This window comes from Methylobacterium oryzisoli (assembly GCF_046557895.1).
GTDB classification, from domain to species: Bacteria; Pseudomonadota; Alphaproteobacteria; order Rhizobiales; family Beijerinckiaceae; genus Methylobacterium; species Methylobacterium oryzisoli.
The window spans coordinates 1-18,735 of sequence record NZ_JBKIBX010000050.1; the positions used below are offsets into that span (position 1 = coordinate 1).

Sequence of the window (18,735 nt, forward strand, 5' to 3'; positions counted from 1 at the left end):
TAGCCGGCGTTGAAACCCGCGTAGAACCCCGTCCAGGTGAACACCGGAACCGGCGTGAACACCGGCGGCGGGGCCGCGCGGCGCGGAAGGTCCGCGGCCGAGGCGGCCGAGGCGAGGCCCGCGAGGGCGACGGAGGCGAGAAGGATCTTTTTCATTCTGACTGGTCCTGTTGGCGAGAGCCGGCGCGGCTTCTAGCCCCGGCCGAACGTCCGGTCTGTCGCATTCCTGCAACAAGCGCAGCCTTTACCCCGCCACCCATCAACAAAGAATGAAGCGCACCCTGTGGCAGACGCGTGGATTTTGGTTCAGTTGCTTACCGTCGATTAACCCTGGTCGATCGAAGATCAGGTCCATCATGAACGTGATGCCGGTCTGTCATGTCACTCCCAGATAGCGCCACGGAGAGCCGCCCCGTGCTCGCCTGGGCGTGGCGAACGGCGATCGTCGTCGCGCTGCTCTCCGTCGCGGCGACCCACTTCCTGGCCGGATCCGGCCCCGGAGCCGCGCCGCAGGGCCCGTCCTCGCCGCTCGCCGCCCTGCGCGGGGCCGTCGAGCCGGAGACGACCGGCGCGATCGGGCCCGCCGGGATGCGTCTCGATCCCTGCGCCCTCGACCGGCGCCGCTGAACGATCCCCAGCGATGCCCGGCACGCGGCGAAGCGGCCCCTTGACAAACGCATCGCCATCGGGCGTGTCCCTCGCACCGGCGCGATCTCACGCGCCACAGCCACGGCGGGTTCATCCATCCCGCTCGCGTGAGCGGAAAGGACCGCAAAACGTCTTTGCGGTGAAGCCGTTGCCGCGACGGACGTCCCTCGCGCCGGTGGCCCGGCCCGCGCGCAACGGTTCTCAATCAGAATGTCATTCGCTGAACTGGGTCTGAGCGACAAGGTCCTGCAGGCCGTCACCTCGGCCGGCTACACCACGCCGACCCCCATCCAAGCCCAGGCGATCCCGCACGTGCTGAGCCGCCGCGACGTGCTCGGCGTCGCCCAGACCGGGACCGGCAAGACGGCCGCCTTCACGCTGCCGATGCTGACCCTCCTGGAGCAGGGCCGTGCCCGCGCCCGCATGCCCCGCACGCTCGTCCTCGAACCGACGCGCGAACTCGCCGCGCAGGTCGTGGAGAATTTCGAGCGCTACGGCACCAACCACAAGCTGAACGTGGCCCTGCTGATCGGCGGCGTCTCGTTCGCCGACCAGGATGCCAAGATCACCCGCGGCGTCGACGTGCTGATCGCCACGCCCGGCCGCCTGCTCGACCATTTCGAGCGCGGCAAGCTGCTGCTCACCGGCGTCGAACTCCTCGTCATCGACGAGGCCGACCGGATGCTCGACATGGGCTTCATCCCCGACATCGAGCGGATCGTGAAGCTGGTGCCGTTCACGCGCCAGACCCTGTTCTTCTCCGCGACGATGCCGCCGGAGATCCAGCGCCTCGCCGACGACTTCCTGCACAACCCGGTGCGCATCGAGGTGGCGCGCCCCGCCTCCACCGCCAGCACCATCACCCAGCGGCTGGTCGCGACGGGGGCGGAGGGGCATCAGAAGCGCAAGACCCTGCGCCGGCTGATCCGCACCGCCGAGGAGCTGAACAACGGCCTCATCTTCTGCAACCGCAAGCGCGACGTGGCTCAGTTGCAGAAGTCGCTGTCGAACCACGGCTTCAACGTCGCGGCCCTGCACGGCGACATGGACCAGCGGGCCCGCATGGCGGCGCTCGACGCATTCCGCTCCGGCGAGGTCCCGCTGCTCGTCGCAAGCGACGTGGCGGCCCGCGGCCTCGACATCCCGGCGGTGAGCCACGTCTTCAACTTCGACGTACCGCACCACGCCGAGGACTACGTCCACCGCATCGGCCGCACCGGACGCGCCGGGCGCAGCGGCAACGCCTTCACGCTGGTGGCGCGCGGGGACGAAAAATCGCTCTCGGCGATCGAGACCCTGATCGGCCAGCCGATCCCGTGGGCGGAGGGCGATCTCGCCAGCCTGCCGGAGGACGAGGCGGAGGAGCGCGGGGAGCGCCGCTCGTCGCGCGGACGCGGCGGCGATCGCGGCGGACGCGCCCGAAGCGAGTCGGGCCGCCGCGAGGGCACCTCGCGGCGCGGCGAGCGCTCGCGCGACCGCGAGGCCCGGGTCGAGGTGCGGGCCGAGGAGCGGCCGGCCGCCGAGCCGCCACGATCGCCGCCGCGATCGCGCGACGAACGACCCCGCGCCGCCGCCGCCCGCCGCCGCGAGGACGACGCGATGCCGGAGGCCGAGGTCGGCCTGGGCGCGCACGTGCCGGCATTCCTTCTCCGCCCGGTTGTTCTCAAGAAGCGTAAAGACCGAGAGTAGAGAAAAACTCTTTGCCAGGACCTGTTGAACTATCAGGTTCAGGCTTAACCGCTTCTCCACCGAAAGCCGGTACTCAGGTCGCCGTGAGCCTCGCCGTGGCGCGGCTCACGGACGGAGATGCCGGATGAGTGACCTGTCCGGGGCGGATACGGAGCGCAGCTTCGTGATCGGCCAGAGGGCGATCGAGCTGATGAGGGCCTACGGGTCCTCCGCCAACCCGCACAGCTACGCGGTCTGGTACACCTACGTGTCCGGTCAGCAGCCGCTGCTCAACGAAGCGGTGAAGCGGCTCACCAGCGCGCATGGCGGCCTCGACGACGCCCGCGTCGAAGGGCTCTACGACACCTACATCCAGGGCCGGCGCTTCGTGGCGGAGACGGAGCGGGCGAGTTCCAGCATGCTCTCGGAGCTCGAGCACGTCATGGAGATGCTCGACGCCGCGCTCGGCTCAACGGTGCGCTACGGCGCGGAGCTGCAGGCCTTCAGCCAGGACATCGCCGCGCCCGCGGTGAATCGCGCCCGCCTGCGCGAGATCGTGTCCTCCCTGGTGGTCACGACCCGCGACGTCACGGCGAACAACCGGACGCTCGAAGCCCGCATGCGCGAGAGCCGCGACGAGATCCGGTCCCTGCACGAGACGCTGGAGGCGGTCCGGGTCGAGTCCCTCACCGATCCGCTCACGGGCATCGGGAACCGCAAGCATTTCGAGGACGTGCTGCGCAAGACCGTCGACCAAGCGACGATGACGCGCGGGTCCGCCGGGCTGATCGTCCTCGACATCGACCACTTCAAGCGCTTCAACGACCAGTACGGCCATCTCACGGGCGATCAGGTGCTGCGCCTCGTCGCGCTGACCATGCGCGAGATGGTGGCCACCGCCTGCACGATCGCGCGGTTCGGCGGGGAAGAGTTCGGGATCGTCCTGCCCGGCGCGACCCGCGAGCAGGCGCTGGCGCTGGCCGAGCGGATCCGCGCGGGCGTGATGGGCCGCGAACTCGTCAAGCGGTCGAGCGGCGAGTCGCTCGGCCGGGTCACGGTGTCGGTGGGCGTGGCCATCCACCGCGGCGGCGACACCGCGGTCTCGCTCCTGGAGCGGGCCGACCAGTGCATGTTCGCGGCCAAGCGCGGCGGTCGCAACCGCGTGGTGGACGACGCCGCCGGCAACCTCACGGAGGTTGCCTGACCGCGACCTCCTGGGTCGCCTGACAGCGACCCACCAGGCTTCGGACGCCGCCGCCCGGCGGCTCAGGCGCCCGCAGCCTGCAAGGCCTCCGGCGCGACCGGCGTGATCGCGACGGACTCGCCGCAGCCGCAGGCGGATGTCTGGTTCGGGTTGTTGAACACGAACTGCGAGGCGAGCTTGCTGGTCTGGAAATCCATCTGGGTGCCCAGCAGGAAAAGCACGGCCTTGGGGTCGATGAACACGCGCACGCCGCGGTCCTCGACCACGTCTTCGCCCGGCCTGCGCTCCTCGGCGTACTCCATGGTGTAGCTCATCCCGGCGCAGCCGCCGTTCTTCACGCCGACGCGCACGCCGGCGATGGGCTGCTCCGCCTCCGCGATGATGCGCTTGATGCGATCGGCGGCCGCATCGGTGAGCGACATCACCTTGAAACTCGTTGCCATCACGAACTCTCCGACAGCCGGGTTCAAGGCCCGGGCGGTTGAGGATTGGGGTCCTGTGGCCCTCAAGATAAGCACGCCCCCGAGCCCGGTCCACTGCCGCAGGGACACGGTCCGGGGCGATTCGGTGCCGCCGCCCGCATGGGGTGCGATTCCGGCCGGGCGCGGGCTTGCGCGTCGCAGGGCGCGCGACAAGGGTTCAGCACCGGGCCCTGACAGAACGTCGATCCACGATTGAACATTTGCGATGGAGAACGGCCCGTCGCGACAGCATCTTTGACAATCGTCACGAGACGGTCGGGGAGCGGAGGGGCGTCATGCACGACACCGAGCACGACCTGCGGGCCGAGGCGCCGGAGGACGAGGCCGTCCCGGAGGCCAAGCGGCTCAAGCGCAAGACCTACGAGCGCGAGTTGCGCAAGCTCCAGGTCCGGCTCTGCCACCTCCAGACCTGGGTGCGGGCGACGGGCGCGCGTATCATCATCGTCTTCGAGGGGCGCGACGCGGCCGGCAAGGGCGGCACCATCAAGGCGCTCACCGAGCGGGTCAGCCCCCGCGTCTTCCGGGTCGCCGCCCTCCCGGCTCCCTCCGACCGCGAGAAGAGCCAGCTCTACATGCAACGCTACCTCGCGCAGTTCCCGGCGGGCGGCGAGATCGTGATCTTCGACCGCAGCTGGTACAACCGCGCGGGCGTCGAGACCGTGATGGCCTTCGCCGGCGAGGCGGAGCAGCGCCGGTTCCTCGAACTCTGCCCGCAGGTCGAGCGGTTCATCACCGGCAGCGGCATCCAGCTGATCAAGTTCTGGCTCGAAGTCGGCCGCCAGGAGCAGAAGCGCCGCTTCGAGGCCCGCATCAGCGATCCTCTCCGGCAGTGGAAGCTCAGCCCGATGGACCTCGAATCCTACCGGCGCTGGTACGATTACTCCCGCGCCCGCGACGCCATGCTGGCGGCGACCGATACCGACGACCTGCCCTGGCACGTGGTGCGCTCGGACGACAAGCGCCGGGCGCGCCTGAACTGCATCGCGCATCTCCTCCACCTGATCCCCTACAAGGAGATGGAGGCCGAACGGGTGACGCTGCCCAAGCGGTGCAAGAAGCACGCCTACGACGACGAACTCCGGGGCCGGCGCTTCGTCCCGGAGCTCTATTGATGCTCAGGCCATGATGCTGAGGCCGCCGTCGACGTAGAGCGTCATGCCGGTCAGCCGCGCCGCGTAGGGCGTGGTCAGGAAGGCGGCGGTGAGCCCGACATCGTCGATGTCGACGAGTTCGCCGATCGGCGCGCGTTCGACCGCCTCGTTGAGCAGGAGGTCGAAATCCTTCAGGCCCGAGGCCGCGCGGGTCTTCAGCGGGCCCGGCGACACGGCGTGGACGCGGATGTCGCGGTCGCCGAGTTCATAGGCGAGGTAGCGCACCGCGCTCTCCAGCGCCGCCTTCACCGGACCCATCAGGTTGTAGTTCGGCACGACCTTGCTGGCGCCGTGATAGCTCATGGTCAGCAGCGTGCCGCCCTCGGTCATCAGCGGTGCGGCGAGCCGCGCCATGCGGATGAAGGAGTGGCAGGACACGTCCATGGCTACCCCGAACCCCTCCCCCGAACTGTCGAGGAGCCGGCCCTGCAGGTCGGCCTTCGGCGCGAAGGCGATGGAGTGGAGCGCGATGTCGAGCCGGCCCCAGGTCTCGGCGATCTGCCGGAAGACCGCGTCGAGCTCGCCCTCCTTCTGCACGTCGCAGGGCGCGAAGATCGGGGCGTCGAGGTCGCGCGCCAGCGGCTCGACGTAGGGCCTCGCCTTCTCGTTGAGGTAGGTGAGCGCGATCTCGGCGCCGAGCCGCCGGAAGACCCGGGCGCAGCCATAGGCGATCGAGTGCTCGTTGGCGACGCCAAGCACGAGCGCGCGCTTGCCGGCGAGCGCGTTGCCATCGGGGATCTGCGTCATGGCTCTCGCCTCCGCTGGGCATCGTTCGCCGAGCCGGTGTCCGGTCCGGCGCCGGGATGGATGTGGATTCGACGATTCGGTCGGACCCGCCTCGGGCGGGTCTGCTCGGCCGCCTCAGCCGGCCCTGCGCCGGACGGGTGCGGCCTCGGCCGCCGGCACCGCTTCGGGCGCCGGTCCGAGGAGATCGCGAAACAGCGGGATCATCGCGCGCTGCTCGGGTTCGAGGTCGAGTTCGCCCGAGAGGCGATCGAGGATGTCGAGCAGGCGGCGGCGCTCCTCGGCCGTGCGCAGCAGGGCCGGCAGGGCCGCCATCGCGCTCTCGGGCGCGTGCTCGACGATGGCCGATTGCCGCCGCACCACCTGGGCCGCCTCCCCGGCGCTCAGGGCGAGCAGGCCGACGTCGCGGCCGACCAGCGCGCGGATGCGCTTGAACTGCGACAGGCGCCGCTCCCTGCGGCCGCGGCGTGCCAGCAGCAGCGCGGCCCGCACGGCCGCGTCGGTGAAGCCGCCATCGGCGATCCGGGCGAGCGCGACGCGCAGGGCGGGCGCCTCCGCGGGCGAGAGCGCGGCGGGCGCCGCCTCCTCGAAGCGGGGCGCGACCACGCTCATCGTGCCGTAGACCGTGTAGAACAGGTTCTCGACCGCGGCGTCGCGCATCTGCCGGTAGAAATCCAGGCCGGCCATGATCCCGGCGGCGCCCAGCCGCTCCGTCGCCGCCCAGGCACCGGTCTCGTCCCGCCGGACCCGGTGGCCCTTCACGAGATCGGCCAGAGGGCCGAGGGGTGCGAGGGCCGGGTTGAGGTCGGAGAGCGCCCAGCGCTGCGCGCGCAGCGGATGGAGCGCCCGCGACAGCGCCCCGGCCTCCGGGGGGATCCAGGCCAGCAGCGGGTGCACGACGGTCTCGTAGGCGGCCGTGTTGAGTTTCGAGACCCGGTCGACGGCCGCGAACGGCACCTCGTCCTTGCGGGCGTATTTCTGCAGTTTCTGCAGATCCTCGACCTGCACCTCGCGCAGCACCGCGTCGTAGCGCACGGCCCCGTCGACACGCTCCTCCACGACCTTCATGCCGTAGAGGCCCGGCGGCAGGTGCTCGATGTAGTCGAGGAGGTCGACGATCTGCGCGTGCTCGCGGCGCGCGACGCCCGCCGAGACGAAGATGCCGAGATGCCCGATGCTCTCGTGCATCAGGCCGACGATCACCTGCCCGTTCGCCTTGAGGTCCTGCGTGGTGGGGTAGAGGTCGGCGACCCAGTTGAAGGCCTGCTGCGGCGGCGTGATGTTGTCGCCGAGCGAAGCGAACAGGATGATCGGCGAGCGGATCGCCTTCAGGTCGAACGCCTGCCCCGCCGCCCATTCCGCGCCGCCCGAGGCGAGGCGGTTGCCGACGAACAGGTTGTCGACGATCCAGCGGATCTCGTCGCGGTTCATCAGGAAGTAGCCGCCCCACCAGCGCTCGAAGTCGAGGTAGCGCGGCGGCTCGGTGTCGATCTTGGCAAACAGGTTGTAGGATTTCCCGAACCACGTGTTGGCCGGGTTCAGGTACTCGAAGTTGTCGACGAGGTAGGCGCCGTCGAAGACGCCGCCCCCGAGATCGCTGGCGAGCATCGCGGTCCAGCTGCCCCCGAGCATCCCGCCCGCGTAGCGCATCGGGTTCTCGGCGTCGTTGCCGGCCCAGTAGGACATCGGCGCGCCGTTCACCACGATCGGCCCGGCGCAATCGGGGTCAAGGGCGCCCACCAGCATCGCCGCCCAGCCGCCCTGGCAGTTCCCGACGATGACGGGCTTGCCCCGGGTCGGGTGGCGCTCGCGCACGAGGCGCAGGAAGGCGGCCTCGGCCTGGGCCACGTCGGCCAGCGTCTGGCCCGGCACCGGGTCGGGGAAGAAGATCACCACGTAGACCGGATGGCCGGCGCGCAGCGCCATGCCGACCTCCGAATCCGGCTTGAAGCCGCCGATGCCCGGCCCGTGCCCGGCCCGCGGATCGATGATCACGTAGGGCCGTTTCTCGGGGTCGGTGGCGACGCCCGGCGGGGGCGCGATGCGCGCCAGCGCGTAGTTCACCGGCCGCGCGAAGCGGCGCGCATCGGCGACCATCTCCCAGTCGAAGGCGAGGAGCGGCGGCTTGCCCGCCGCCTCGTGCGCCAGCCAGTTGTTGCCGCGCTGGCGCAGCGTGTCCCAGAACAGGACCGAGCGCTGGGCGAAGTCGGTCCAGTAGGTGACCGCGTCCCCGAGCGCCTGCACGGGGGCGACGGGCGTCACCGCCTCCGTCCAGGCGCGGTGGGCCTCCAGCGTCGCGTCGAGGTAGCCCTGAACGGCGGAGGCGCAGCGATCCCGGTAGACCTCGGCGATGCGGGCCTGGACCTGGACCAGGGACGGCAGCCCGCCGGCCGTCGGGGCCTGGGGAGTCCGGGGATCGGTCATGGCGGTCGTCCTGTGCTGGTGGGCGCCCATGCGGGATCCGCTCGGCCGCGGCACGGCGGGATCGCGTTCAGTGGCGGGTGGTCTCCCAGGTGAGGAAGAGGCCGACATCGCCCGGCATGCCGTCCGGCCAGTCGACGATCGTCGCCTTCAGCCCGTAGCCGATGGGGTGCAGCCGGTCGCGCCAGAACTCGTAGGCCTGCCGCGGCCGGCCGGTCAGCGTCTCGGCCCAGCCCGCTTCCGCGTTGTTGATGGCCCGGCCCTTGTCGCTGCACAGCAGGTTCGGGAAGCGCATCACCAGCAGTTCCTTCTGGCCCTGCTCCGCGGCGATGCGTAGCTTGTCGAGGAGCCGCTGGGTGATCTCGTGCACCTTCTCGGGCGTGACCTCGATCGGCTCGGAGAGCTGCTTGACGAGGGCCTCCCGCGCCTTGGCGGCGTGGTCCTGTCCTTCCATGTCCTTCAGGGCCTTGGCGGCCCGCATCCGGGCCGAGTAGGCGGCGAGGTCGTCGGCCGACATGAAGGGGTCGTTCCCGATCTCGATAGGGTCCTTGGTCGTCTGGGTCTCCATCGTCGCCTCCGTCTGGGTCAGAGCGCCGGCTGGCGCACCTCGTCGAGCACCGCGTGCATCCCGCGCGCGATCATCGCCTCCTCGTCGGTGGGGATCACGAAGGCCTGGGGGCCGGGCCCGTCCGTGAGGCGCGGGCCGCCCGCCGCGTTCGCGGCCTCGTCGAGGCAAAACCCCGCCCAGGCGGCGCCCCGCAGCACCGCGGCCCGGGTCGCGGCGTCGTTCTCCCCGATGCCTCCCGTGAACACGATCCCGTCGATGCCCCCGAGCGCGGCGACGAGCGAACCGAGTTCCCGCCCGATGCGGTAGACGAAGAGGTCGATGGCGGTCCGTGCGCCCGCATGCGTCGCCGCGTGGGCGCGCAGGACCCGCATGTCGTTCGACAGGCCGGAGACGCCGAGCAGCCCCGAGCGGGTGTAGAGCATCCGCTCCGCCTGATCCGGGTCGAGCCCCATCTCCCGCAGCAGGAAGAAGACCGCACCCGCGTCGAGGCTGCCGCAGCGCGTGCCCATCGGCAGCCCGTCGAGGGCCGAGAAACCCATCGTGGTGGCGATGCTGCGTCCCCGGTCGAGGGCGCAGAGACTCGCGCCGTTGCCGAGATGGGCGGCGACCACGCGGCCCTCCGCGAGGGCGGGCGCAGAGGCGCCGAGCACCGAGGCGAGGTAGGCGTAGGACAGGCCGTGGAAGCCGTAGCGGCGCACGCCCCGTCCGCTCACCTCGGCCGGCAGCGCGAAGAGCTGCGCGATCTCCGGCTGGCCGCGGTGGAAGGCCGTGTCGAAGCAGGCGACCTGCGGCAGGTCGGGGAAGCGCCGCCGCACCACGCGGATCGGCGCCAGGTTGTGCGGCTGGTGCAGCGGAGCGAGCGGGACGAGGCGCTCCAGCTCCGCCAGCACGGCGTCGTCGATCCGCACCGGGGCGGCGTAGGCCATGCCGCCATGCACGACCCGGTGCCCGACCGCCGCCAGCCGGTGCGCGCCGCGATGCGCGCTCAGCCATTCGGCGACGTGGAGCAGGGCCGCCTCGTGCCCGTCCGCTCCGCTCGCGGCGAGGCGCTCGTCGGCCAGCACCGTGCCGGCGCGGTCGCGGATGATGAAGTGCGGCGCGCCGCCCAAGCCCTCGACCAAGCCCTGGTAGAGGCGCTGCGGGACGCCGTCATCGCCCGGCACGAAGACCTGGATCTTCAGGCTCGACGAGCCGGCGTTCAGCACGAGCGAGGCCGGGATCATCGGCTAGACCTCGGGCAGGGGCTTGGCCGCCCGCTGCGCGGCGGCGAACAGGGCGGCGACCGCGCAGGAGGCGAGCCGAGTCAGGCGCGAATCGGCCCGGCTCGTCAGGATGATTGGCACCCGGGCGCCGAGCACGATCCCGGCCGCATCCGCGCCGGCCAGGAAGGTCAGGCTCTTGGCCAGCATGTTGCCGGCCTCCAGGTTCGGCACGACCAGCACGTTGGCCCGCCCGGCGACCGGGGAGCTGATCCGCTTGATCGCCGCCGCGCCGAGATCGATGGCGTTGTCGAGGGCGAGCGGCCCGTCGAGCACCGCCCCGGTGATCTGGCCGCGATCCGCCATCTTGCAGAGCGCGGCGGCATCGAGGGTCGAGGGGACCTTCGGGTTGACGGTCTCCATCGCCGAGACGATCGCGACCCGCACCGTCTCGACCCCGAGGGCGTGCGCGAGGTCGATGGCGTTCTGGACGATGTCCCGCTTCTCCTCCAGGCTCGGGGCGATGTTGATGGCGGCATCCGTGACGATGAGCGGCCGGTCGTGGCTCGGCACGTCCATCACGAAGCAGTGGCTGAGGCGGCGCGCCGTGCGCAGGCCGCCCTCGCGCCGGACCACCGCGCCCATCAGCTCATCGGTGTGGAGGCTGCCCTTCATCAGCGCCTCGGCCTCGCCGGCCTGCACCAGCGCCACGGCCCTGGCGGCCGAGTCGTGGCTGTGCGCGGCCTCGACGAGACGGAACGCTCCGAGATCGGACCCGACCCTGGTCGGCCCGACGGCGGAGGCCGCCGCCAGGATTTTTTCCCGCGGGCCGACCAGGATCGGGGCGATCAGTCCGAGCTGCGCCGCCTCCAGCGCGGCCCCGAGCGAGGCCTCGTCGCACGGATGGGCGACCGCCACTCGGAGCGGAGGCCGCGCCTGCGCCGCCGCGACCAGGCGCTCGTATTTTTCGTGCCGGTGGCGACCGGCCGGCGCCGCGTCCGTCGTCGAACTGGCCACGATGCCCTCTCCTGACCAGGCGGGACCGCGTCCCGGTGCGCCGTCGATGGCGGTGCGGGCCGGCGGGCGGGCGCGGGGAGAGGTGACGCTCCCCCGCTCCTCGCGCCGCCGGGTCGGGCCGGCGGCATCCGGGGAGTAGTCTTTCGGAGAATGCGGGCCGCCGCTTGATCGAGTGGGACACCGGTCGGGGGCGTGCGGCGCGGCCTTGAGACTCGCGGGTCGGTGCTGCCGTGGGGTCATTCGCGCGGGACGGCCGGACGGGCGGGAGACGCAGCAGGTCACCCTGCGCGCTGTGCCGACGACGCGATCAGCCGGGCTACCGGCGCATGGCGACGGGTGCAAGCAGTGTGAGAATATGATCCAACCGCGCCGCCGTGGAAGCGGTCGCACGACAGCCGGAGGGAGCGCACGCAGGACGACAGGCCGCGCCCTTGGCCCGCGTCAGGTCACGCCGCCCGCACCAGCCGCGGCACCGTCTCCTCCGGCACCTCGTCGGTGTGGACCGCGAACTGCGCCAGCACCGCCGTGCCGAAGCTCGTCGTCAGGGCGACGTCGGTGGCGTCGCGGCCGCGGGCCATCAGGATGCGGCCGATGCGGCGGCGTTGGTGGCGGGCGTCGAAGGTGTACCAGCGCCCGCCGAGATAGGCCTCGAACCACGCCGAGAAATCCATCGGGTCCGGCACGGGCGGCACGCCGATGTCGCCGAGATAGCCCGTGCAGTAGCGCGCCGGGATGTTCATGCAGCGGCAGAAGGCGACCGCGAGATGCGCGAAATCGCGGCAGACGCCGTGCCCCTGGGCATAGGCCTCCGAGGCGCTGCGGGTCGCGTCCGCCTTCATGTAGTCGAAGCGGATGTGGCGGTGCACGAAGCCGACGATCGCCTCGACGCGCGCCCAGCCCTCGGGCGTCTGGCCGAACAGCGACCACGCCAGGGCACTCAGCTTGTCGGTGTCGCAGTAGCGGCTGCCGAGCAGGAACGGCAGCACGTCGTCCGGCAGCTCGGCGACCGGGTGCTGGCGCGCCTCCGGCACGTATGCGTCGAGCTCGCCCGAATCCCGCACGAGGAGGTCCGTCGAGAGCGTGATGCGGCCGGCCGGCGCGGTGATGCGGGTGCAGAGGTTGCCGAACTCGTCGAGGATCTGACGCGCCGGGACCGGCGGGTCGAGGACGATCCGCTCGGGGGTCAGCAGGTCGGCCGTGCGGGAGGGGTGAACGCTCAGCTTGAGCAGCATCGGCGTCGGCGCGGGCGTGTCGAAGGCGATCGTGAATCCGGTTCTGATCTTCATCGGACGTGGCAGGGCATGGGATGGATCAAAGTCGACGGATCAAGCGTCCGGACCGTCGCTTCGTTCCTGCCGACTGCATGAAAAGCCGCCGCCGATCTGGTGAAATTTTCAGCATTGATGAGGTAGAGAGGTCCTTTCGCGCCGGGATCAGCCTGCGACGGGAAAGATGACTTCGGGCGGTGCTGCGTCAGCGGCACGGTCCGGCCTCAGTCGCGCCGGTCGCGAAAGAACTCGCGCAGCAGCGCGGCCGCCTCGCTCTCGCGCAGGCCGCCATAGACCTCCGGGGCGTGGTGGCAGGTGGGCTGCGTGAAGAAGCGGGGCCCGTGCTCCACGGCGCCGCCCTTGGGATCGGAGGCCGCGAAGTAGAGCCGGCGGATGCGCGCGAAGCTGATCGCCGCCGCGCACATGGCGCAGGGTTCGAGCGTCACGTAGAGGTCGCAGCCGACCAGCCGCTCGTCGCCGAGCGCGCGGCAGGCGGTGCGGATCGCCAGGATCTCCGCGTGCGCGGTGGGATCCCGCAGGGCGCGGGGCCGGTTGGCCGCCACCGCCAGCACGGCGCCGTCGCGCACGATCGCGGCGCCCACCGGCACCTCGCCCTGCCGCGCCGCCTCCCGCGCCGCCGCGAAGGCCAGGCCCAAGGGATCGGCCCGGCCCGCCTCGCAAGAATCGCCCATCGGCCCCGCTCGCGGAAACACACCCGCTCTGGTATCAGGCCCGCATGAGCGACAGCAACGACCACAAGCCGAGCGTGCGCAAGGGCCCGCGCGGAGCCGAAGAGCCATTGGCCGCGGACCGGCCGGCCGCCGCCCCCGAGCCCGAGCGGATCGCCAAGGCCATCGCGCGGGCCGGCATCGCCTCCCGGCGCGACGCCGAGGCGATGATCCTCGACGGGCGCGTCACGCTGAACGGCGAGCGCCTGGCCTCGCCGGCCGTCAATGTCGGCCCGCAGGACCGCATCACCGTGGACGGGGAGCCGCTGCCCACCCGCGAGCGCACCCGGCTGTGGATCTTCCACAAGCCGCGCGGCGTGGTCACCACGGCCCGCGACCCGGAGGGGCGCCAGACCGTGTTCGACGTCCTGCCGGAGGACCTGCCGCGGGTGGTGGCGATCGGCCGGCTCGACATCACCACCGAGGGGCTGCTGCTCCTCACCAACGACGGCGGCCTCGCCAAGGTGATCGCCCATCCGGAGACCGGATGGCTGCGCCGCTACCGGGTGCGGGCCTACGGCGACGTCGACCAGGCCGCGCTCGACCGGCTGCGCAAGGGCATCACCATCGACGGGATGGAGTACGGCCCGGTCGAGGGCAGCCTCGACCGCCAGCAGGGCGACAACGTCTGGCTGACGCTCGGCCTGCGCGAGGGCAAGAACCGCGAGGTCAAGCGCATCCTCGAACATCTCGGCCTGTCGGTGAACCGCCTGATCCGGCTCTCCTTCGGGCCGTTCCAGCTCGGCGATCTCGAAGTCGGCCTCGTCGAGGAGGTGCGCACCAAGGTGCTCAAGGAGCAGCTCGGCACCAACCTCGCCGAGCAGGCCGGGGTGGATTTCACCAGCCCGGTGCGCGAGCCGATCGCGGCTTTCGGCTCGCCCAAGGCCGCCGCCAAGGCCGCGGCCAAGGCTGCCGCGCAGGAGCCGCATTCGTCCGGCCCTGCGGAGCGTGCGCCCCGCGGCGGGCGCGACCCGGCCCGGCCGCAATTCGGCAAGGGCGTGGGCAAGAGTATGGGCATGGGCCGGGAGATGGGCAGGGGGTTCGGCAAGGCACCGGGCAAGGCCCCGGCCGGAGCCGCCCCGCGCGCCGGCAAGCCCGACGCCGGCGCGCCCCGGCGCGCGGTGTGGCGCGACCCCGAGGCCGAGGCGGTGCACGAGGCGCGCGAGCGGCCGCGGGTGCGGCGCCGGATCAGCGATCCCAAGGAGGCGCGGGCCGCCGCCGCGGAACGGCCGCGCGAGCGCGTCGGCGCCATCGCCACCGGCGAGCGCCGGGTGCTGGTGGAGCGGCTGGTGGCGGATCCCGCCGCCGAGCCCCGGCCGCGGCCCGAGCGCGCCCCGCGCGGCGAGCGCCCCGCCCGCGAGCGCACCGAGCGGCCCCAGCGCGAGCGGGCCGAGCGCGCCCCGCGGCAGTGGGACGAGCGTCCGGCGCGGGCACCGCGCGCGGAGGGCGGCGCGCCCGAGCGGCGCGGCCCCACGGGGGGCTTCGGCAAGAGCGGTGGCTTCGGCAAGGGGGGCGGCTTCGCCAAGGGAAGCGGAGCGGGCGGTGCCGGCGGCTTCGCGGGCGGCCGTCCCGGCGGCAAGCCCGGCTTCGGCAAACCGGGATTCGGCAAGCCCGGAGCGGGCAGGCCGGGAGGCAGCAAGCCCGGGGACAAAGCCGATTTCGGCCGACCGGGCGGCAAGGGTGGTGGCGGCGGCCGGCCCCCCGGCGGACGCGGCGGGCCGAAACCCGGCGGGCGCCCGCCTGGGCGCCCCGGCGGACCTCCGCGCGGGGGCCGTCCGTCCGGCGGGCGCTAGACGGTGCGGATCGTCGGCGGCGCGCTGCGCGGCCGGACCCTCGCGGGACCGCGCAGCGACGCGATCCGGCCGACCTCGGACCGCCTGCGCGAGGCGCTGTTCAACGTGCTGACCCACGCCTACGACGACCCGGTGCCGGGCGCGCGGGTGCTGGACCTCTTCGCCGGCACCGGCGCGCTCGCCTGCGAGGCGCTGTCGCGCGGGGCCGCCTTCGCGCTCCTCGTCGATGAGGGCGCGGAGGCGCGCGGCGTGATCCGCGGCAACGTCGAGGCGCTGGGTCTCGGCGGGGTGACCCGGCTGTTTCGCCGCGACGCGACCCGGCTCGGCGCCGCTCCGCCGGGCGCGCCCTTCGGCCTCGTCTTCTGCGACCCGCCCTACGGCCGCGACCTCGCCCCGAAGGCGCTCGACGCCGCGCGCAGCGGCGGCTGGCTCGCGCCCGGCGCCCTGGCGGTGGTCGAGGAGGCGGCCTCCGCGGCCCTCGTCCTGCCGGCGGGCTTCACCGAGGCCGAGCGGCGCACCTACGGCGACACGCAGGTGGTGTTCGCGCGCCACGATGCGTGAGCGGTGCCGCCGCCCGCGGGAGCGCCCGGGCCGTCAGGGCGCGCGCATCTCCTCCAGCACCGGCGCGAAGGCCGCCGCCGCGACGCCGCGGCCGATGCCGCCCCGGTAGGCGTTGCGCACCCGCTCGGCCCCGATCAGGGCGGTCTGGATGCCGACCAGCGCCGCTTGTCCGTCCGGCTGCAGCAGCAGCACCGGCGCGCCGGATTCGCCCGAGCCGGATTCGCACAGGCTGGAGAGCTGGCCCCGCTCGGGGGAGTCGATCCGGGCCGAGCAGCCGCGGTGGATCACCGGCAGGTAGGGCCGGTCGAAGGCGTAGCCCGCCACCGCCACCACGGCGCCGGGTGCGGCCGCCGGGAGATCGGCCTCGGGCATGATCCGCCAGGGCACCGGGGCGATCCCGGGCAGAGCGTCCTTCAGGGTGATCACCGCCCAGTCCCGGCCGATCATGTCGGCGCGGATCGCGTCGGGGTGCGGGCGCGTCTCGCGCCGCAGGTCCACCCCCGGGGCGAGCCGGATCGCCTCGGCCTCCGCGTGGCCGCCGCTGCGGTCGCGCGCCTGGCCCGCGACGAAGTGCACCTGATGCGGCTTCACCCAAGTGTCGAGCCGGGAATCGTAGAGGCAATGGGCGGCCGTGAGCACGATCCGCGGGCCGACGAGCGTCCCGGTGCAATGGCTGCGATGCGCCGGGCCGGTGACCACGTTGACGCGGCCGATGGCCGTGAACGGCCACGTATCCGGCTCCAGCGGCACCCGGCCGGAGGACTCGGCCTGCGCCGGCCCGAGGGCCAGCAGGATCGCCGCGAGGGAGGCGGCCCCGCCCGGCCGGGCACGGCGGACCGGCATGCGCGCGAGATGACGCTGAGGCGACACGTCCCCTGCCCGTTCGGTCGCGGCGGGCGCCGCGCCCGCTCAAGCAGGTTCTGCATACACGGCCGCGCGCCCGGGCGGGAGGCGGGTCGACGCCGCGACGGTGCCGTGCCGGTCAGCGGCTGCCGCTGCCCGACTGGCTCCCGGGGCCGGTGCCGGGGGAGCCGCTGCCCGTGGGGCGCTGCGTGCTCGACGTCGCGTTCGGCCCCATGTTGCCGCCGCTCGATCCCTGCGTCCCGGTGGACCCCATGCTGCCGGGATTGTTGCCGCCGACGCCGCTGCCGGGCGGCTGGCTCGACATGCCGGACCCCGTGTTGCCGCTCGACCCCGGGGCGGCGCCCGAGCCGTTGTTGATGCCCTGGGCGAGCGCCGGCGCGGCGAGCGCCAGCAGGGCCGCGAGGGCGAGCGAGCAGGGCAGCGGCTTGAGCATCATCCGACATCTCCGTGGCGCGCCCGGGCATCTCGCCAGACCGCGACGGGCAACGGGCTCGCGGGGCGGCTGTTCCGGCGCTCAGCGCCGCCCGAACAGGCGCTCGATGTCGTTGAGCTTGAGTTCGACGTAGGTGGGACGGCCGTGGTTGCACTGGCCCGAGAGGGGGGTCGCCTCCATCTCGCGCAGCAGCGCGTTCATCTCCTCGGGCCGCAGGCGGCGCCCGGCCCGGATCGAGCCGTGGCAGCTCATGCGCGAGAGCACCGCGTCGAGGCGGCGGGCGAGCGGATCGGCACCGCCCTCCTGGAGCGCATCCACCACGTCGGCCAGGAGCCCGCGCAGGCTGCCGCCCGCGAGCGCCGCCGGCACCTCGCGCACCAGCACGGCGCCGTGGCCGAAGGGCTCGATCGACAGGCCCAAAGCCGCCAGATCGTCGGCCGCCTCGGCGAGGCGGTCGGCCTCGACGGGGTCGAGGTCCACCACCTCCGGGATCAGCAGCATCTGCCGGGCGATGCCGCCCGCCGCGCGCTCGCGCTTCAGCCGCTCGTAGACGAGGCGCTCGTGCGCGGCGTGCTGGTCGACGATGACGATGCCGTCCGGGGTCTGAGCGACGATGTAGGTCTCGTGGAGCTGCGCCCGGGCGGCGCCGAGGGGGTGGCCCCCAGGATCCGCGGGCGCGGGCGGGGCCGCGGGCGCGGGCGTGGTGGCGCTCGGACGGTCGATCTCGCCCTCGAAGCGCGCCTGCGCGGCCTCCTCGAAGCCGGCGGGCGGGGCCGCGTCCGGTGGGGCGCTGAAAAAGTCGCGCGCGAAGGCGTCGGGCTGGCCCGATCCGCGCGGGCGGGCGGGCGGCGGCTCGTCCCGCAGCAGGGCGGCCGGGCGGGGCGAGGCGGTCGGGCGCAGGCTTTCCAGGGTCCTGGCGGCCACGCTCGGCGCGCTGCGCCCGCCCTCGCGGCGCAGCGCCTCGTGGATGGCGCTGACGATGAGCGCGCGCACCAGCCCCGGCTCGCGGAAGCGCACCTCGGTCTTGGCCGGGTGCACGTTCACGTCGACGTGGGTCGGGTCGCAGGTCAGCGCCAGGGCCAGCACCGGGTGGCGGTCGGAGGCCATCACGTCCGCGTAGGCGCCCCGCACCGCCCCGAGCAGCAGGCGGTCGCGCACCGGCCGGCCGTTGACCACGAAGTGCACGTGGGTCGCCGCGGCGCGGTGGAAGGTCGGCAGGCCGATATGCCCGTCGAGGGTGAAGCCCTCCCGCTCCAGGTTGAGGGGCGCGGAGTTCTGGGCGAAGTCCGGCCCGAGCACCGCCGCGAGCCGGCGCAGCCACGAGCCGGCGCCGGCCTCGGCCGGGAAGGTCAGGCCGCTCCCCTCCCCGCGCAGGACGAAGCGGATCTGAGGATGGGCCACCGCGAGGCGGCGCAGGATCTCGGCCACGGCGCCCGCCTCGGCGCGGTCGGACTTCAGGAACTTGAGGCGCGCGGGCGTGGCGGCGAAGAGGTCGGTGACCTCGATCCGGGTGCCGCGCTCGGCCGCGACCGGCCGCACCGGCCCCTTGATCCCGGCATCGACCACGAGGCCGTGGCCGGTCTCGCCGGCGGCGGTGCGCGAGACGAGCGAGAGCCGCGCCACCGCGCCGATCGAGGGCAGCGCCTCGCCGCGGAAACCCAGCGTCTCGATCCGGTCGAGATCGCCGTCCGGCAGCTTCGAGGTGGCGTGGCGCTCGACGGCGAGCGCGAGATCCTGCGCATCCATGCCGATGCCGTCGTCCACGACCCGGATCAGCCGGCGCCCGCCGGCCTGGATCGTCACCTCGATCTGGCCCGCGCCCGCGTCGATGGCGTTCTCGACCAGCTCCTTCAAGGCCGAGGCCGGCCGCTCCACCACCTCGCCCGCGGCGATGCGGTCGACCAGCACCGGGTCGAGGCGGCGCACGGCCGGACGGTCGGGGGGCGAGGCGGGCATGATCCGCAATATAGGGGGTGCCGGCGCGCGC

The 18,735-nt window shown here is 73.0% G+C and carries 17 protein-coding genes; 6 read left to right on the top strand and 11 right to left on the bottom strand.

What is annotated here, in order from left to right; genetic code table 11:
• The first annotated feature begins 413 nt into the window (after window positions 1-413).
• The 3 genes from ACKUB9_RS29525 to ACKUB9_RS29535 all read left to right on the top strand — a co-directional run bounded on the left by ACKUB9_RS29525 (window position 414) and on the right by ACKUB9_RS29535 (window position 3,519).
• Window positions 414-626 (top strand): hypothetical protein, encoded by a 213-nt coding sequence (locus tag ACKUB9_RS29525; protein WP_407529513.1) that lies wholly within the window; start codon window positions 414-416, stop codon window positions 624-626.
• A 231-nt stretch (window positions 627-857) separates the two neighbouring features.
• Entirely contained in the window at window positions 858-2,336 is a 1,479-nt protein-coding gene (locus ACKUB9_RS29530) for a DEAD/DEAH box helicase (RefSeq protein WP_410824321.1), read from the top strand.
• A 124-nt stretch (window positions 2,337-2,460) separates the two neighbouring features.
• Window positions 2,461-3,519: a GGDEF domain-containing protein gene (locus ACKUB9_RS29535; protein ID WP_407529515.1), complete on the top strand. Its 1,059-nt coding sequence runs from the start codon at window positions 2,461-2,463 to the stop codon at window positions 3,517-3,519.
• A gap of 62 nt (window positions 3,520-3,581) precedes the next feature.
• On the opposite strand, the gene sufA is transcribed toward ACKUB9_RS29535, so the two are convergent.
• On the bottom strand, window positions 3,582-3,962 hold the full coding sequence (sufA, locus tag ACKUB9_RS29540; protein ID WP_407529516.1) for a Fe-S cluster assembly scaffold SufA: 381 nt from the start codon (window positions 3,960-3,962) through the stop codon (window positions 3,582-3,584).
• A gap of 314 nt (window positions 3,963-4,276) precedes the next feature.
• Here sufA and ppk2 point away from each other — a divergent pair, with 314 nt between their 5' ends.
• Window positions 4,277-5,113 carry a polyphosphate kinase 2 gene (gene ppk2 / locus ACKUB9_RS29545; protein ID WP_407529517.1) on the top strand — a complete coding sequence of 279 codons (837 nt, stop codon included), beginning with the start codon at window positions 4,277-4,279 and terminating at the stop codon, window positions 5,111-5,113.
• Between the two features lie 3 nt (window positions 5,114-5,116).
• Here ppk2 and fabI read toward each other — a convergent pair whose 3' ends face one another.
• From fabI to ACKUB9_RS29580, 7 genes are all read right to left on the bottom strand, one after another.
• Window positions 5,117-5,899 carry an enoyl-ACP reductase FabI gene (gene fabI / locus ACKUB9_RS29550; RefSeq protein WP_407529518.1) on the bottom strand — a complete coding sequence of 261 codons (783 nt, stop codon included), beginning with the start codon at window positions 5,897-5,899 and terminating at the stop codon, window positions 5,117-5,119.
• Between the two features lie 114 nt (window positions 5,900-6,013).
• On the bottom strand, window positions 6,014-8,320 hold the full coding sequence (locus ACKUB9_RS29555; RefSeq protein WP_407529519.1) for a DUF3141 domain-containing protein: 2,307 nt from the start codon (window positions 8,318-8,320) through the stop codon (window positions 6,014-6,016).
• A 67-nt stretch (window positions 8,321-8,387) separates the two neighbouring features.
• Window positions 8,388-8,885: a hypothetical protein gene (locus tag ACKUB9_RS29560; protein WP_407529520.1), complete on the bottom strand. Its 498-nt coding sequence runs from the start codon at window positions 8,883-8,885 to the stop codon at window positions 8,388-8,390.
• A 17-nt stretch (window positions 8,886-8,902) separates the two neighbouring features.
• Window positions 8,903-10,108, bottom strand: coding sequence for an acetate/propionate family kinase (locus ACKUB9_RS29565; RefSeq protein ID WP_407529522.1), 1,206 nt, complete (start codon window positions 10,106-10,108; stop codon window positions 8,903-8,905).
• Window positions 10,109-10,111: 3 nt separating this feature from the next.
• Window positions 10,112-11,101, bottom strand: a complete 990-nt coding sequence (locus tag ACKUB9_RS29570; protein ID WP_407529524.1) for a phosphate acetyltransferase — start codon at window positions 11,099-11,101, stop codon at window positions 10,112-10,114.
• A 446-nt stretch (window positions 11,102-11,547) separates the two neighbouring features.
• Entirely contained in the window at window positions 11,548-12,387 is an 840-nt protein-coding gene (locus tag ACKUB9_RS29575; protein ID WP_407529526.1) for a transglutaminase-like domain-containing protein, read from the bottom strand.
• A 206-nt stretch (window positions 12,388-12,593) separates the two neighbouring features.
• A complete protein-coding gene (locus ACKUB9_RS29580; RefSeq protein WP_407529527.1) occupies window positions 12,594-13,061 on the bottom strand; it encodes a nucleoside deaminase in 468 nt (155 codons plus the stop codon).
• Between the two features lie 44 nt (window positions 13,062-13,105).
• Here ACKUB9_RS29580 and ACKUB9_RS29585 point away from each other — a divergent pair, with 44 nt between their 5' ends.
• Entirely contained in the window at window positions 13,106-14,890 is a 1,785-nt protein-coding gene (locus tag ACKUB9_RS29585; protein WP_407529529.1) for a pseudouridine synthase, read from the top strand.
• 3 nt (window positions 14,891-14,893) lie between these two features.
• Complete coding sequence (rsmD, locus tag ACKUB9_RS29590; protein ID WP_407529532.1) at window positions 14,894-15,451, top strand: 16S rRNA (guanine(966)-N(2))-methyltransferase RsmD; 558 nt, start codon at window positions 14,894-14,896, stop codon at window positions 15,449-15,451.
• A gap of 33 nt (window positions 15,452-15,484) precedes the next feature.
• Here rsmD and ACKUB9_RS29595 read toward each other — a convergent pair whose 3' ends face one another.
• From ACKUB9_RS29595 to mutL, 3 genes are all read right to left on the bottom strand, one after another.
• Window positions 15,485-16,321: a trypsin-like serine peptidase gene (locus ACKUB9_RS29595; protein ID WP_407529533.1), complete on the bottom strand. Its 837-nt coding sequence runs from the start codon at window positions 16,319-16,321 to the stop codon at window positions 15,485-15,487.
• 112 nt (window positions 16,322-16,433) lie between these two features.
• Window positions 16,434-16,751, bottom strand: a complete 318-nt coding sequence (locus tag ACKUB9_RS29600; RefSeq protein WP_407529534.1) for a hypothetical protein — start codon at window positions 16,749-16,751, stop codon at window positions 16,434-16,436.
• A 78-nt stretch (window positions 16,752-16,829) separates the two neighbouring features.
• On the bottom strand, window positions 16,830-18,704 hold the full coding sequence (mutL, locus tag ACKUB9_RS29605) for a DNA mismatch repair endonuclease MutL (RefSeq protein WP_407529536.1): 1,875 nt from the start codon (window positions 18,702-18,704) through the stop codon (window positions 16,830-16,832).
• Window positions 18,705-18,735 lie beyond the last annotated feature (31 nt).

Bases quoted from the DNA above. Each gene is read 5' to 3' on its own strand.
- ACKUB9_RS29530 (WP_410824321.1), top strand. From the start codon at position 858: ATGTCATTCGCTGAACTGGGTCTGAGCGACAAGGTCCTGCAGGCCGTC.
- ACKUB9_RS29535 (WP_407529515.1), top strand. From the start codon at position 2,461: ATGAGTGACCTGTCCGGGGCGGATACGGAGCGCAGCTTCGTGATCGGC.
- sufA (WP_407529516.1), bottom strand. From the start codon at position 3,962: ATGGCAACGAGTTTCAAGGTGATGTCGCTCACCGATGCGGCCGCCGAT.
- ppk2 (WP_407529517.1), top strand. From the start codon at position 4,277: ATGCACGACACCGAGCACGACCTGCGGGCCGAGGCGCCGGAGGACGAG.
- fabI (WP_407529518.1), bottom strand. From the start codon at position 5,899: ATGACGCAGATCCCCGATGGCAACGCGCTCGCCGGCAAGCGCGCGCTC.
- ACKUB9_RS29555 (WP_407529519.1), bottom strand. From the start codon at position 8,320: ATGACCGATCCCCGGACTCCCCAGGCCCCGACGGCCGGCGGGCTGCCG.
- ACKUB9_RS29560 (WP_407529520.1), bottom strand. From the start codon at position 8,885: ATGGAGACCCAGACGACCAAGGACCCTATCGAGATCGGGAACGACCCC.
- ACKUB9_RS29565 (WP_407529522.1), bottom strand. From the start codon at position 10,108: ATGATCCCGGCCTCGCTCGTGCTGAACGCCGGCTCGTCGAGCCTGAAG.
- ACKUB9_RS29575 (WP_407529526.1), bottom strand. From the start codon at position 12,387: ATGAAGATCAGAACCGGATTCACGATCGCCTTCGACACGCCCGCGCCG.
- ACKUB9_RS29580 (WP_407529527.1), bottom strand. From the start codon at position 13,061: ATGGGCGATTCTTGCGAGGCGGGCCGGGCCGATCCCTTGGGCCTGGCC.
- ACKUB9_RS29585 (WP_407529529.1), top strand. From the start codon at position 13,106: ATGAGCGACAGCAACGACCACAAGCCGAGCGTGCGCAAGGGCCCGCGC.
- ACKUB9_RS29600 (WP_407529534.1), bottom strand. From the start codon at position 16,751: ATGATGCTCAAGCCGCTGCCCTGCTCGCTCGCCCTCGCGGCCCTGCTG.
- mutL (WP_407529536.1), bottom strand. From the start codon at position 18,704: ATGCCCGCCTCGCCCCCCGACCGTCCGGCCGTGCGCCGCCTCGACCCG.